Below are 12,968 nucleotides of genomic sequence, written 5' to 3'. Positions count from 1 at the left end.
GACCTGGATCCACCGAGTGGATCTTGCGGACGTAGGCTAGCCCAACAGGCCCCGTGCCGCGCTCAGTTCAGTGATCCGGTCAGCGTCACCGGAATGATCCGGCCGGAGCCGCGAGGACGATCCGGACGCACCCGCCCGGAAGGAATCCGGACGCACCCGCACCGCCCGCCCCGCACGGGCTCACGCGCGACGGCTCAGCAGCCACGGTTCCACGACCCCGAGGCCACGCACCGGCCGCTGCCACATCGGCTGGAGCGCGAAGCGGTACGAGGGCGGCTCCTCGCCCTCCTTCTCCGCCGCGGCGGCCGCCTCCGCGGCCTCCGCCTCCGACACCGGGGCCTCCCCGGTGCGGCTCAGCTCCTCGGCGAACGCGCCGTCCACCAGGACCGCGTTCTTGGGGGCTATGGACGTCAGCCGGCTGGCCAGGTTCACCGTCGTGCCGAAGACATCGCCCATCCGCGTCGTGACCGTGCCGAACGCGATCCCGACCCGCAGCTCGGGCATCGTCTCGTCATGCGTCAGCGTCTCGATCAGGCGCAGCGCGATCTCGGCGGCGATGCCCGCGTCGTCGGCCGCGTAGAGCACCTCGTCGCCCAGCGTCTTGATCAGCCGTCCGCCGTGCGCCGCCACCAGGTCGGCGGCCGTGGTCTCGAACGCCTCGACCAGCTCGCCGAGCTCCTCCTCCTCCAGCCGCCGGGTCAGCCGGGTGAAGCTCACCAGGTCCGCGAAGCCGACCGCCAGCCGCCGGTCCACCATCTCGACGTCGTCCGCCGCCTGCACCACCCGGCCGGTCGCGGCCGCGAGCTGGCGCCGGTAGACGTAGACCAGGAACTCCTCCAGCTCCGGCAGCAACAGCTCGACCAGCGGATACGCGATCTCGGTCCGGGTCATCCCGGTCTCCTGGGGGTCGGTGAGCCCCTCCAGGAAGGAGTCGATCTGCCAGTCGGCGAGCCGGGCGGTGGTCTGGCCGGTGGAGCGGGCCACCTGGATGGCCATCGGCTCGCTCAGCAGCCCGGCCTCGACCAGACCGGACAGCCGGCGCAGCGCCAGTACGTCGGCCTCGGTCAGCGCCTTGGCCTGACCGATGTCGGCGAAGCCCATGGCCCGCCAGAAGCGGGTGGCCAGCTCGACCGAGACGCCCGCGCTGCGGGCGGCCTGGAAGGGGGTGTAGCGCCGCTCGGCGCCGAGGATCAGCTGCTCCAGCCGGAGCGCGATGGGGTCCGGCTGGTCCTCGTCGTCGGGGGTCTCCGCGTCGGCGCCCTCCCGCGCCCCGGTGTCCCGTACGGCCCCGTCGGGCGCGGCGGCGTCCAGCACCTCGCGCTCCTCGGCCGTGCCGGAACCCGCGTCGTCGGCGGTCACCGCCCGCCCCCTGTCCGATCCCTGCGCACTGCCCTTCCGTTCCCTCTTCCCGGCCCGGTCCCGAGCTCGCCCACAGCCGCCCCGAGCTGGACCGACCGCGACCACGATACGTCAGGTGTGCCGTAGCTCACTCTTGCGCGGGAGGGTCAATCCTCCCTCGGTACGGAGCGTAGATGCACGATGTCCCCGGCGGAGACCGGCTCCTGAACCCCGCCTTCTGTGGCCAGAACCAGACGCCCGTCGCCGTCGATCGCGACCGCCTCGCCGACGCGCTCCGGGCCGCCCGGAAGCTCGGCCCGCACCTGGCGCCCGAGGGTCGCACAGCCCGCCGCGTACGCCTCCTGGAGGCCGCTCGCCCCGGGGTCGCCCCCGAAGCGGCGCCACTCCCCGTACCACTCGGCGATCGAGCGCAGCACGGCCCGCAGCAGCGGATCGCGGTCGGTGGAGATGGCGTCCGCCAGGGCCAGCGACCCTGCGGTGGGAACGGGAAGTTCACCGGCGCGCAGCGAGACGTTCAGCCCCATGCCGATCACCACCGCGTCCCCGGCCCGCTCGGCGAGGATCCCGCCGAACTTCCGCTCCTCGCCCGCGACCGTCACCAGCAGGTCGTTCGGCCACTTCAGCGCGGTGTCCACGCCCGCCGTACGGCTGAGCGCCCCGGCGGCCGCGACCCCGGCCAGCAGCGGCAGCCAGCCCCAGCGCTCGGTGGGCACGCCGGCGTCGCCGGGCCGTAGCAGGATGGAGAAGAAGAGCCCGGACCGGGCCGGGGCCGTCCAGGCGCGGTCGAGCCGACCGCGCCCCGCGGTCTGCTCCTCGGCGATGAGCACCGCGCCCTCGGGGGCTCCGGCCCGGGCCCGGGTGACCAGATCCGTATTGGTCGAGCCGGTCGCCCGCACCACCTCGAGCTCGGTCCACAGCCCGCCGGGGCGCACCAGCCCCCGGCGCAGCGCGGCGGCGTTCAGCGGTGGCCGCTCCAGGTCGGACCAGCGTCCGCGCGCGTCACCTGGGCTTCCTGGGGTGTCAGAAGGCGTCATGGGCGCCAGCCTAGGGTCAGGAGGTGTGGCCAACGACGCAGTGCCACCAAGCGGTGCCGCCGATACGCTACGTGCCGGTAGCCCAGCCAGCGCAAAGCCGCCGAACGGTCCGGACCCCCCGAAACCCGACAGGCCCCCTCTGATCACCATCACGACCCGTACGACCCCGTCCCCCGCCTTCCCCCGATCCTGAAGACCCGCCGTATCCACCCCCAGGACGAGCAGGAGCCGCATCCCGATGTCCACCGAGCCGGAGACCGCCCCCGAGATTCCAGACCGCCACACCACCGCGGGGAAGCTCGCGGACCTGCAGCGCCGCATCGAAGAAGCGACCCACGCCGGGTCCGCGCGCGCGGTGGAGAAGCAGCACGCCAAGGGCAAGCTGACCGCGCGCGAACGCATCGACCTCCTCCTGGACGAGGGGTCCTTCACCGAGCTCGACGAGTTCGCCCGGCACCGGTCGACCAACTTCGGCATCGACCAGAACCGGCCCTACGGGGACGGGGTCGTGACCGGCTACGGCACGGTCGACGGCCGCCCGGTGGCCGTGTTCTCCCAGGACTTCACGGTCTTCGGCGGGGCGCTCGGGGAAGTGTTCGGCGAGAAGATCGTCAAGGTCATGGACTTCGCGCTGAAGACCGGCTGCCCGGTCGTCGGCATCAACGACTCCGGTGGCGCCCGCATCCAGGAGGGTGTGGTCTCCCTCGGCATGTACGGCGAGATCTTCCGCCGCAACACCCATGCCTCCGGGGTGATCCCGCAGATCAGCCTGGTCGTGGGCCCGTGCGCGGGCGGGGCGGTCTACTCCCCGGCGATCACCGACTTCACGGTGATGGTCGACCAGACATCGCACATGTTCATCACCGGGCCGGATGTGATCAAGACGGTCACGGGTGAGGACGTCGGCTTCGAGGCGCTGGGCGGCGCCCGGACCCACAACACCACCTCCGGTGTCGCGCACTACATGGCCGGGGACGAGAAGGACGGCATCGAGTACGTCAAGGCGCTGCTGTCCTACCTCCCCTCCAACAACCTCTCCGAGCCCCCGGCCTTCCCCGACGAGGCCGATCTGGAGGTCTCGGACGAGGACCGGGAGATGGACACCCTCATCCCGGACTCGGCGAACCAGCCGTACGACGTGCGCAAGGCCATCGAGCACGTGCTGGACGACAACGAGTTCATGGAGACGCAGGCGCTCTTCGCGCCCAACATCATCACCGGCTTCGGCCGGGTCGAGGGCCACCCGGTGGGCATCGTGGCCAACCAGCCGATGCAGTTCGCCGGCTGCCTGGACATCGACGCCTCCGAGAAGGCCGCACGCTTCGTGCGCACCTGCGACGCGTTCAACGTGCCCGTCCTGACCTTCGTGGACGTGCCCGGCTTCCTGCCCGGCACCGACCAGGAGTACAACGGCATCATCCGGCGCGGCGCCAAGCTGATCTTCGCCTACGCGGAGGCCACGGTCCCGCTGATCACGGTCATCACCCGCAAGGCGTTCGGCGGCGCCTACGACGTGATGGGATCCAAGCACCTGGGCGCGGACCTCAACCTGGCCTGGCCGACCGCCCAGATCGCGGTCATGGGCGCCCAGGGCGCGGTCAACATCCTCCACCGGCGCACCATCGCCTCCTCCGACGACCCGGAGACCACCCGCACCGAGCTGATCGCGGACTACGAGGACACCCTGCTGAATCCGTATATCGCGGCCGAGCGGGGGTATGTGGATGCTGTGATCATGCCCTCCGAGACCCGTCGCCACATCGTCCGCGGACTGCGGACCCTGCGGAACAAGCGCGAAGCACTGCCCCCGAAGAAGCACGGCAACATCCCCCTCTAGCCCCCTAGCCCCCTAGCGAAGGGCTGTTTCCATGATCCGCATTGTCCGGGGCAACCCGACCCCCGAGGAGTTGGCCGCCGCTCTGGCGGTGGTGCAAGCACGCGCGGCGGCCGCCATGGCCGCTGCGCAGACCGAGGACGATCCGGAGGAGTGGTCCGACCCGGCCCGCACCGTCCCCAGCCACCGGGTGCCGCACCCGGGCCCCAAGGCCTGGCGCACCACCTACTGGCCCGCCTGAGCGGCCCGCGGCGGGCCGGATGGCAGCTTCGTGCCGGGGCGCCTGAGTACGCGTACTCAGGCGCCCCGGCGTCTCCGGCCTCAGGATCGGATTCATGCTGTGGTCCGAGCCGCCCGATGAGCCGCCCGAGGAACTGCGGCGCGCCGAGGCCATGCTCCGCCGCGCCCGCACCGTTCTGACCGTCTCCGTGCTGCTGGCGATGTGCATCCTGGGGATGTGGCCCTAGCAGGCGGTGTCCGGCGGTACGCGCACGCCTGCGGCGGGCCGCTCCCCTCCCCGCCCCTTCCCCCAACTGGGGCTCCGCCCCGACCCGGAGGGCAGGGCGAAGCCCCTGCCACGTGCCGGGCACCCGTGGCAGGCGGCCCTGGCCCGCGGGCCCTCTCCGGGAGCGGCTTACCCTGGTGCGCATGACTGCGCAGCGCACTCTCGTCCTCGCGTCCGCCTCGCCCGCCCGGCTCGGGCTGCTGCGGCAGGCCGGACTGGCGCCGAAGGTGATCGTCAGCGGGGTGGACGAGGACGCGATCGGCGCCGAGACCCCCGCCGAGCTGGCCCGGGTGCTGGCCGAGGCGAAGGCCACCGCCGTGGCCGGGCTTCCGGAGACGGCCGACTCCCTCGTCGTCGGCTGCGACTCGGTGCTGGAGCTCGACGGTCAGGCGCTCGGCAAACCGGTGGACGCCGAGGAGGCCACCGCCCGCTGGAAGTCGATGCGCGGCCGGGCCGGGGTGCTGCGCACCGGGCACTGCGTGATCGACACGGCCAGCGGCCGCCGCACCTCGGCCACCGCGTCCACCACCGTCCGCTTCGGCGAGCCGACGGACGAGGAGATCGCGGCGTACGTCGCCAGCGGCGAACCGCTGCACGTGGCGGGCGCGTTCACGCTCGACGGCCGTTCGGCGCCGTTCATCGACGGGATCGAGGGCGACGCCGGAAACGTGATCGGGCTGTCCCTGCCGCTGTTCCGCCGGCTGCTCGCCGAACTGGACGTGCGGATCACGGACCTCTGGAACGACTAGGGAATTCCGGCTGGGCGTTTCCCTGGACTTGTCTTAGGTCTTTCCCTGGATCTTCCCCCGGCTCAGGCCGGGCTGGGGGCGTCCTGTCCGCCGCCCGCGGCCTCGGCGGAGGGCTCGGCGGGCGGCTCCGCCTCGTACCCCAGCAGGCTCAGCACGATCAGCCCCAGCACCACCATCATGAACGCGAACGCCGCCCAGCCCACCAGGCCGACCGAGAACGCGCCCAACAGCCCGTGCACCACCGCGCAGGTGATGAGCAGGATGCGGGCCAGGCGGCCGGGGGCGCGGTCGCGCACGGCGGTGCGCAGCAGCACCACCCCGCACACCAGCAGATAGAGGCCGAAGAGGCCGCCCGCGACCCAGGTCCCGATCGACATCGCGTCGGTGTCCATGCCGCCCAAGGACATCTGCTGACGGTCCACGACCAGGCCGAGGATCCAGTTCAGCAGCGCTATGCCGACCGCCTCGACCATCAGCGTCACTGCCGCCACCGCGGCCACTGGTCTGCGCGCCACCGCGATCCCCTCCACTCTGTCAGTGCCGAAGCACGCTACTAACGGGTAAGCGTCGCCACAAGAGGTGCGGACGAGCTGAACGCCGTGGCAAAGTTTCCGCCCGGCATTCGTAGGGTCTCCACAAAGAAACGTGAAGCGCCGCAGCACGGCGTGCCGGAGACCTTGCCCACATCGCGGACCGCGCCACCGCCCCGAAAACCGGGCGTACCGTGGAGCGACGGGGGATCCGGACGTTCGTCCAACGCGAGGTTCACGCTCCGTGTGGTCAAGCTCACGCCCGGGGTCTTCTCGGCGCGAGGTGTCGCCTGTACCTAAACTCGGCTTGTTTCAAGGAGGGAGCCATCGTGCGCAAGGTGCTCATCGCCAACCGTGGCGAGATCGCTGTCCGTGTTGCCCGTGCCTGCCGGGATGCCGGGATCGCGAGCGTAGCCGTCTACGCCGATCCGGACCGGGACGCATGTCATGTGCGCGCGGCCGACGAAGCCTATGCGCTGGGCGGTGACACCCCGGCGGCCAGCTATCTCGACCAGGCCAAGGTCCTGGCCGCGGCCGCCGAATCCGGCGCCGACGCCGTCCACCCCGGCTACGGATTCCTCTCCGAGAACGCCGAGTTCGCCCAGGCCGTCCTCGACGCCGGCCTGACCTGGATCGGCCCCCCGCCGCACGCCATCCGCGACCTGGGCGACAAGGTCGCCGCCCGCCACATCGCCCAGCGCGCCGGCGCCCCCCTGGTCGCCGGCACCCCCGACCCCGTCTCCGGGGCCGAGGAAGTCGTGGCCTTCGCCGAACAGCACGGCCTGCCCATCGCCATCAAGGCCGCCTTCGGCGGCGGCGGCCGCGGCCTGAAGGTCGCCCGCACCATGGAGGAAGTGCCCGAGCTCTACGACTCCGCCGTCCGCGAGGCCGTGGCCGCCTTCGGCCGCGGCGAATGCTTCGTCGAGCGCTACCTGGACAAGCCCCGCCACGTCGAGACCCAGTGCCTGGCCGACACCCACGGCAACGTCGTCGTGGTCTCCACCCGCGACTGCTCCCTCCAGCGCCGCCACCAGAAACTCGTCGAAGAAGCCCCCGCCCCCTTCCTCACCGAAGACCAGAACGCCCAGCTCTACGCCGCCTCCAAGGCCATCCTCAAAGAGGCCGGCTACGTCGGCGCGGGCACGGTGGAGTTCCTGGTCGGCAACGACGGCACCATCTCCTTCCTCGAGGTCAACACCCGGCTCCAGGTGGAACACCCGGTCACCGAAGAGGTCACCGGCATCGACCTGGTCCGCGAGATGTTCCGCATCGCCGACGGCGAGGCCATCGGCTACGACGACCCGCAGGTGCGCGGCCACTCCTTCGAGTTCCGCATCAACGGCGAGGACCCGGGCCGCAACTTCCTGCCCGCCCCGGGCACCGTGACCTCCTTCGTGCCGCCCGCCGGGCCGGGTGTGCGGCTGGACGCGGGCGTGGAGTCCGGCAGCGTCATCGGCCCGGCGTGGGACTCCCTGCTGGCCAAGCTGATCGTCACCGGCGCCACCCGCACACAAGCCCTCCAGCGCGCGGCCCGCGCCCTGGCCGAGTTCCAGGTCGAGGGCATGGCGACCGCGATCCCGTTCCACCAGGCGGTGGTGAAGGACCCGGCGTTCACCAGCGAGCCCTTCACCATCCACACCCGCTGGATCGAGACCGAGTTCAACAACACCATCGCCCCGTTCACCCCGACCGGGGCGGACGAGACCGAGGAGTCAACCGGCCGTGAGACGGTCGTCGTCGAGGTCGGCGGCAAGCGGCTTGAGGTCTCGCTGCCCGCCTCCCTGGGCGTGGCCACCGCCCCGGCGGGCGGCTCGAAGAAGCCGAAGCGCAAGGCGGTCAAGAAGTCCGGCTCCGCCGCCTCCGGCGACGCCCTGGCCTCGCCCATGCAGGGCACCATCGTCAAGGTGGCCGTGGGCGAGGGTGACACCGTGGCCGAGGGCGACCTCGTCGTGGTCCTGGAGGCCATGAAAATGGAGCAGCCCATCAACGCCCACCGCGCGGGCACCGTCAAGGGCCTGGCCGCCGAGGTCGGCGCGTCCCTCACCTCGGGCGCGGTCATCTGCGAAATCAAGGACTGACGCGAAGGCCGAGGGCCGACCGCCCCACCCCATGCCCCATGACGGCGGGCCCCGGCCGGAATCTCCGGCCGGGGCCCGCCGTCGTCGCGTACGCCCCGCTCAGCGGCCGTGCACCACGTCCTGCGGGAAGGTCAGCTGACCGTTCATCCACCGCAGGGCGGTGGGCAGTTCGCGGCGCCAGGTGCGGAAGTTGTGGCTGCCCCGGTCCAGGATGATCGACTGCGCGCTCATCGGCGGCCGGGCCGCGGCCAGGAAGTCGCGAGTGGCGCCGTAGTCGGGCTCGCCCCGGCGGCTGGAGGCCACCAGCACCGACACCTGCGGCTGGGGCAGATGGCGCAGCCGCCACAGCACATCGTGCTCCCGCTTCCTGCGCTCGCCCGCCGGGCCCCGGCCGAAGAGATCGCCGGTGGTGGGGTCGTTGACCAGGCGGTAGTCGGGCGACAGGGCCGCGGCCGCGCCGTAGACACGGGGATGACGCAGGGTCAGCTGAAGGGCGCAGGTGCCGCCCGACGAGTAGCCCAGCACGCCCCAGGCGCTGGGGTCATGGCCGATCCGGTAGTGCGCCCGCAGCGCCTCCGGCAGGTCCCGGGCGAAGTACGTCTCGGCCTGCGGACCGCCGGGGACGTCCACGCACTCGGTGTCGCGGGGCGGGGCGATGGTGGGCCGCACCATCACGATGACGGCCGGTTGCAGCGCCCCGGTGCGGATCAGCCCGCCCGCGGTCTGGGGCAGCCGCAGATGCTGGGCCAGCAGGAAGGATCCGCCGGGGTAACCGCTGATCGCCACGATCACGGGGAAGCGCTGCCGGGCGTACTGGCGCTGGAAGTACTGCGGCGGCAGATAGACATACGCCGGGTTGGCCACCTGGCTGCGGCGGCCCAGGATCCGCACCGACTCGACCTCGCCCGCCCTGGCGGGCGGCCCGCTCGGCAGTCCGTGCACCGTGTCCAGCCCCTGCGGCGGGGCGGGCCGCACCAGACCGCCCGACTCCCCGACCGGCCCCGCGGCGCCGCCCTGCACATGGGACAGGGCCGCCGGTGCCGCATCGTCCTCGCCCAGCAGTTCGTCCCAGGAGCCGTAGAACTGGAAGGTGCTGTTCACCGCGAGGGCCAGGGCGGCCACGATCGCGCACTGGGTCACGGCGAGGGCGGCCAGCCGGCCCGCCCAGGCCCGTACGCCCCGGCCCGCGAAGCGCGGCCACAGCCAGAGCGTCAGCCCCGCGCACGCCACGGCGAGGGAGATCATCACATACTCGAGTGATCGACTGGTCAGTCCCATTGTTCTTCCACTCCGGCGCGCCGCAACGCACGGTGCCGCCGCCCTGTTTGATGCCGCCTCCGGCACCCGCGTTGCCTGGCCAGGGCGTGCCTCCGGTCACGAAATGGCATGCTTGACTCACGGGCAGGCACGGCAGGGAGGACCGCGATGGCGATGGAGACAGCCACGGCGCAGACGCCACCGCGCCCCATGCGCGCCGACGCGCGCCGCAACTACGAGCGGCTGCTGGCCGAGGCGCGCACGGCCTTCACCCAGCACGGTACCGACGCTTCGCTGGAGGACATCGCACGCCGCGCGGGCGTCGGCATCGGCACGCTCTACCGCCACTTCCCGAACCGCACCGCGCTGATGGGCGCGGTCTTCCAGGGCGAGATATGTGCCCTGCTGGAGCGGTCGCGGGAGCTGGCCCAGGCGCCGCGGCCGTGTCAGGCGCTGATCGACTGGCTGCGCGCCATCGTGGACCACGCCAGCACCTACCGCGGGCTCTCCCAGGCCCTGATGGCGTGCTCGGGCGACGAGACCTCGGAGCTGTCCCGCGGCTGCGGTCTGCCGCTGCGCGAGGCGGGCAGCGAACTGCTCGCCCGCGCCCAGCAGAGCGGTGCCGTACGGTCCGATGTGGTCATCGCCGATCTGATGCAGCTCACGAACGCGATCGCGCTGGCCGTGGAGCAGTCGCCGGACGACCCGGAGTTGGCCGACCGGCTGCTGGCGCTGGCCTTCACGGGTCTCAAGGCCCGCTGACACCCTGGTCTCCAGCCCCATTGACACCCTGGTCGCCAGGCCCATTGACACCCTGGTCGCCAGGCCCACTGACACCCCTCGGCGACCACTCGCTACGGGGTGTCCGGCGGGCTTCGCGGCGGAGCTCCGCCCCTGGGCCTCCCGGGCCTGGGGCGGAGCCCCACCACGCGGCGGAGCCGCATATCGATGCCGCGGGAAGGGGCGGGGAGGGGAACACCACGCCGCAGGCGTCACGATCCGGCAGCCAGTCGCTAGCGGCGGCGCGGCGCCAGGTCCGCCACCCGCCCCGGCTGCTGTTCGGCCAGCGGCACCGCCGCGGTGCGCAGCTGGGCGGAGCCGGGCCCGCCCGGCGGGTGGGGGTGGTTACGGCGCGGCCCCGGCAGCGGCAGGCCCTCCTCGCCACCGCCACGGCCCTGCGACGGACCCGGCCGTCCCGACTGCCGACCCGCCGAGCCGCCGCCCTCACCGCTCCCGGCCGGACCGGACCCCGCGCCCGGCCCGGCCACGGCGATCTGAACCCCCTGGTCCGCGAGGGCCTGGAGCTCGGTCAGGGCACGGTCGTCATGGCCGGGCGGCTCATCGGTCACCAGCCGTGTGATCACATCGGTGGGCACCGTCTGGAACATGGTGTCGGTGCCCAGCTTCGTATGGTCGGCGAGCACGACCACCTCCGCCGCCGCCTGGACCAGCGCCCGGTCGACGCTGGCCGAGAGCATGTTGGAGGTGGACAGGCCGCGCTCGGCGGTCAGCCCGCTGCCGGACAGAAAGGCGCGCGAGACCCGCAGCCCGTGCAAGGACTGCTCGGCGCCGCTGCCGACCAGGGCGTAGTTGGAGCCGCGCAGGGTGCCGCCGGTCATCACGACCTCGACCCGGTTGGCATGCGCCAACGCCTGTGCGACCAGCAGGGAATTGGTGACCACGGTCAGCCCGGGAACCCGCGCGAGCCGGCGGGCCAGCTCCTGCGTAGTGGTCCCGGCGCCGACGACGACGGCCTCGCCCTCCTCGACGAGACCGGCCGCGAGATCGGCGATGGCCGTCTTCTCCGCGGTCGCTAGATGGGATTTCTGCGGGAAGCCGGACTCCCTGGTGAATCCGCCCGGCAGCACCGCACCGCCGTGCCGGCGGTCGAGCAGTCCTTCTGCCTCCAGTGCCCGCACATCACGCCGGACGGTCACTTCGGAGGTCTGGACGACGCGGGCGAGCTCCCGGAGCGACACCGCTCCGTTCGCACGCACCATTTCAAGGATCAATTGGCGACGTTCTGCAGCGAACACGAAACTGACAGTAACGCCAACGACCGTCTGTTTTCAGCAGCTTGCACCAATTAGCAGAAGTTGTACATCTGTGAGGGCACGAAGTGCTATAAGGACCGGGTCTATGACTCTTCCTGAGTCTTCCGGGTGTGCAACTGCCGGGCCACCTCGGCGATCGAACCGGACAGCGAGGGGTAGACCGTGAAGGCTTTGGCGATCTGCTCCACCGTCAGATTGTTGTCCACCGCCAGCGAGATGGGGTGGATCAGCTCGCTCGCCCGCGGCGCGACCACCACACCGCCGACCACGATGCCGGTGCCCGGACGGCAGAAGATCTTCACGAAGCCGTCCCGGATGCCCTGCATCTTCGCCCGCGGATTGCGCAGCAGCGGCAGCTTCACCACCCGGGCGTCGATCTTCCCGCCGTCCACGTCCGCCTGCGAGTAGCCGACCGTGGCGATCTCGGGGTCGGTGAAGACGTTCGCCGAGACGGTCTTCAGGTTCAGCGGGGTCACCGCGTCCCCGAGGAAGTGGTACATCGCGATCCGGCCCTGCATCGCCGCCACCGACGCCAGCGCCAGCACTCCGGTGCAGTCACCGGCCGCGTAGATCCCCGGCGCGCTGGTCCGGGACACCTTGTCGGTCAGGATGTGCCCCGACTCCGCCAGCTTGACCCCGGCCTCCTCCAGGCCGATGTCCGCCGTGTTCGGGATCGAGCCGACCGCCATCAGACAGTGGGTGCCGGAGATGACCCGCCCGTCCGAGAGCGTGACCTCCACCCGGTCCCCGACCCGCTTGGCGGCCTGCGCCCGGGACCGGGACATCACGTTCATCCCCCGGCGCCGGAAGACGTCCTCCAGCACCGCGGCCGCGTCCGGGTCCTCGCCCGGCAGCACCCGGTCCCGGCTGGAGACCAGCGTGACCTTCGACCCCAGCGCCTGGTACGCACCCGCGAACTCCGCGCCCGTGACACCGGAGCCGACCACGATCAGCTCCTGGGGGAGCTCGTCAAGGTCGTACACCTGCGTCCAGTTCAGGATCCGCTCGCCGTCCGGCTTCGCGTCCGGGATCTCCCTCGGGTGGGCGCCCGTCGCCAGCAGCACCGCGTCCGCCACCAGCGTCTGCTCGCTGCCGTCCGCGGCCCGTACGATCACCCGCCGCGCGCCGTCCAGCGACTGCTGCGGCTCCACCCGGGCGCGGCCGCGCATGACCCGGCCACCGGCCCGGGTGACCGAGGCCGTGATGTCGTGCGACTGGGCGAGCGCGAGCCGCTTCACCCGACGGTTGACCTTGCCCAGATCCACGCCGACCACCCGGGCCGCCTGCTCCAGCGGCGGGGTGTCGTCGGCGACGATGATCCCCAGCTCCTCGTAGGAGGAGTCGAAGGTCGTCATCACCTCAGCGGTGGCGATCAACGTCTTCGACGGCACACAGTCGGTGAGCACCGACGCCCCGCCCAGACCGTCGCAGTCGACGACGGTCACCTCCGCGCCGAGCTGCGCGGCGACCAGCGCCGCCTCATAGCCGCCGGGTCCGCCACCAATGATCACGATCCGAGTCACATGCTCCATTGTCCCGCACCGGTTCGAATGCCTTCAGCCCGGGGG

General features: G+C 71.9%; 12 protein-coding genes. 6 read left to right on the top strand and 6 right to left on the bottom strand.

All coding sequences use genetic code 11. From position 1 onward, the window contains the following. Nucleotides 1-180: 180 nt before the first annotated feature. Nucleotides 181-1,359: an adenylate/guanylate cyclase domain-containing protein gene (locus ACMTAK_RS29805; protein ID WP_413809033.1), complete on the bottom strand. Its 1,179-nt coding sequence runs from the start codon at nt 1,357-1,359 to the stop codon at nt 181-183. A 146-nt stretch (nt 1,360-1,505) separates the two neighbouring features. Further along, nucleotides 1,506-2,393 (bottom strand): biotin--[acetyl-CoA-carboxylase] ligase, encoded by an 888-nt coding sequence (locus ACMTAK_RS29800; RefSeq protein WP_413809032.1) that lies wholly within the window; start codon nt 2,391-2,393, stop codon nt 1,506-1,508. Between the two features lie 238 nt (nt 2,394-2,631). Between ACMTAK_RS29800 and ACMTAK_RS29795 the strand changes: the two genes are divergently transcribed. The 4 genes from ACMTAK_RS29795 (at nt 2,632) to ACMTAK_RS29780 (ending at nt 5,481) form a co-directional block, all read left to right on the top strand. Further along, complete coding sequence (locus ACMTAK_RS29795; RefSeq protein WP_121824369.1) at nt 2,632-4,230, top strand: acyl-CoA carboxylase subunit beta; 1,599 nt, start codon at nt 2,632-2,634, stop codon at nt 4,228-4,230. 31 nt (nt 4,231-4,261) lie between these two features. Then, complete coding sequence (locus ACMTAK_RS29790; RefSeq protein WP_413809031.1) at nt 4,262-4,468, top strand: acyl-CoA carboxylase epsilon subunit; 207 nt, start codon at nt 4,262-4,264, stop codon at nt 4,466-4,468. A gap of 94 nt (nt 4,469-4,562) precedes the next feature. Next, on the top strand, nt 4,563-4,694 hold the full coding sequence (gene mmpB, locus ACMTAK_RS29785; RefSeq protein WP_020870724.1) for a morphogenic membrane protein MmpB: 132 nt from the start codon (nt 4,563-4,565) through the stop codon (nt 4,692-4,694). A 181-nt stretch (nt 4,695-4,875) separates the two neighbouring features. After that, nucleotides 4,876-5,481: a Maf family protein gene (locus tag ACMTAK_RS29780; RefSeq protein ID WP_413809030.1), complete on the top strand. Its 606-nt coding sequence runs from the start codon at nt 4,876-4,878 to the stop codon at nt 5,479-5,481. Between the two features lie 62 nt (nt 5,482-5,543). Here the strand turns inward: ACMTAK_RS29780 and ACMTAK_RS29775 are convergent, their stop codons facing one another. Continuing rightward, on the bottom strand, nt 5,544-5,996 hold the full coding sequence (locus ACMTAK_RS29775) for a hypothetical protein (RefSeq protein ID WP_413809029.1): 453 nt from the start codon (nt 5,994-5,996) through the stop codon (nt 5,544-5,546). A 344-nt stretch (nt 5,997-6,340) separates the two neighbouring features. Here ACMTAK_RS29775 and ACMTAK_RS29770 point away from each other — a divergent pair, with 344 nt between their 5' ends. Further along, nucleotides 6,341-8,089, top strand: coding sequence for an acetyl/propionyl/methylcrotonyl-CoA carboxylase subunit alpha (locus tag ACMTAK_RS29770; protein WP_413809028.1), 1,749 nt, complete (start codon nt 6,341-6,343; stop codon nt 8,087-8,089). A gap of 99 nt (nt 8,090-8,188) precedes the next feature. On the opposite strand, the gene ACMTAK_RS29765 is transcribed toward ACMTAK_RS29770, so the two are convergent. Continuing rightward, nucleotides 8,189-9,367 (bottom strand): alpha/beta hydrolase, encoded by a 1,179-nt coding sequence (locus ACMTAK_RS29765; protein ID WP_413809027.1) that lies wholly within the window; start codon nt 9,365-9,367, stop codon nt 8,189-8,191. Nucleotides 9,368-9,514: 147 nt separating this feature from the next. On the opposite strand from ACMTAK_RS29765, the gene ACMTAK_RS29760 reads away from it, so the two are divergent. After that, nucleotides 9,515-10,108, top strand: coding sequence for a TetR/AcrR family transcriptional regulator (locus ACMTAK_RS29760; RefSeq protein ID WP_121824371.1), 594 nt, complete (start codon nt 9,515-9,517; stop codon nt 10,106-10,108). Between the two features lie 251 nt (nt 10,109-10,359). On the opposite strand, the gene ACMTAK_RS29755 is transcribed toward ACMTAK_RS29760, so the two are convergent. Further along, the gene (locus tag ACMTAK_RS29755; protein WP_413813033.1) at nt 10,360-11,346 is read right to left on the bottom strand and encodes a DeoR/GlpR family DNA-binding transcription regulator; all 987 of its coding nucleotides are present in this window, start codon (nt 11,344-11,346) and stop codon (nt 10,360-10,362) included. 137 nt (nt 11,347-11,483) lie between these two features. Continuing rightward, nucleotides 11,484-12,932 (bottom strand): NAD(P)H-quinone dehydrogenase, encoded by a 1,449-nt coding sequence (locus tag ACMTAK_RS29750; RefSeq protein ID WP_413809026.1) that lies wholly within the window; start codon nt 12,930-12,932, stop codon nt 11,484-11,486. Nucleotides 12,933-12,968 lie beyond the last annotated feature (36 nt).

Origin of the sequence: Streptomyces lacaronensis, assembly GCF_047337785.1 — a bacterium.
Taxonomy (GTDB): domain Bacteria; phylum Actinomycetota; class Actinomycetes; order Streptomycetales; family Streptomycetaceae; genus Streptomyces; species Streptomyces lycopersici.
Note: the sequence above shows the minus strand (reverse complement) of the source record. Positions and strands in the feature narration are given on the sequence as shown.

Coding starts and splice junctions, on each gene's coding strand:
- ACMTAK_RS29800 (WP_413809032.1), bottom strand. CDS start 2,393: ATGACGCCTTCTGACACCCCAGGAAGCCCAGGTGACGCGCGCGGACGC.
- ACMTAK_RS29795 (WP_121824369.1), top strand. CDS start 2,632: ATGTCCACCGAGCCGGAGACCGCCCCCGAGATTCCAGACCGCCACACC.
- ACMTAK_RS29790 (WP_413809031.1), top strand. CDS start 4,262: ATGATCCGCATTGTCCGGGGCAACCCGACCCCCGAGGAGTTGGCCGCC.
- mmpB (WP_020870724.1), top strand. CDS start 4,563: ATGCTGTGGTCCGAGCCGCCCGATGAGCCGCCCGAGGAACTGCGGCGC.
- ACMTAK_RS29780 (WP_413809030.1), top strand. CDS start 4,876: ATGACTGCGCAGCGCACTCTCGTCCTCGCGTCCGCCTCGCCCGCCCGG.
- ACMTAK_RS29765 (WP_413809027.1), bottom strand. CDS start 9,367: ATGGGACTGACCAGTCGATCACTCGAGTATGTGATGATCTCCCTCGCC.
- ACMTAK_RS29760 (WP_121824371.1), top strand. CDS start 9,515: ATGGCGATGGAGACAGCCACGGCGCAGACGCCACCGCGCCCCATGCGC.
- ACMTAK_RS29755 (WP_413813033.1), bottom strand. CDS start 11,346: ATGGTGCGTGCGAACGGAGCGGTGTCGCTCCGGGAGCTCGCCCGCGTC.
- ACMTAK_RS29750 (WP_413809026.1), bottom strand. CDS start 12,932: ATGGAGCATGTGACTCGGATCGTGATCATTGGTGGCGGACCCGGCGGC.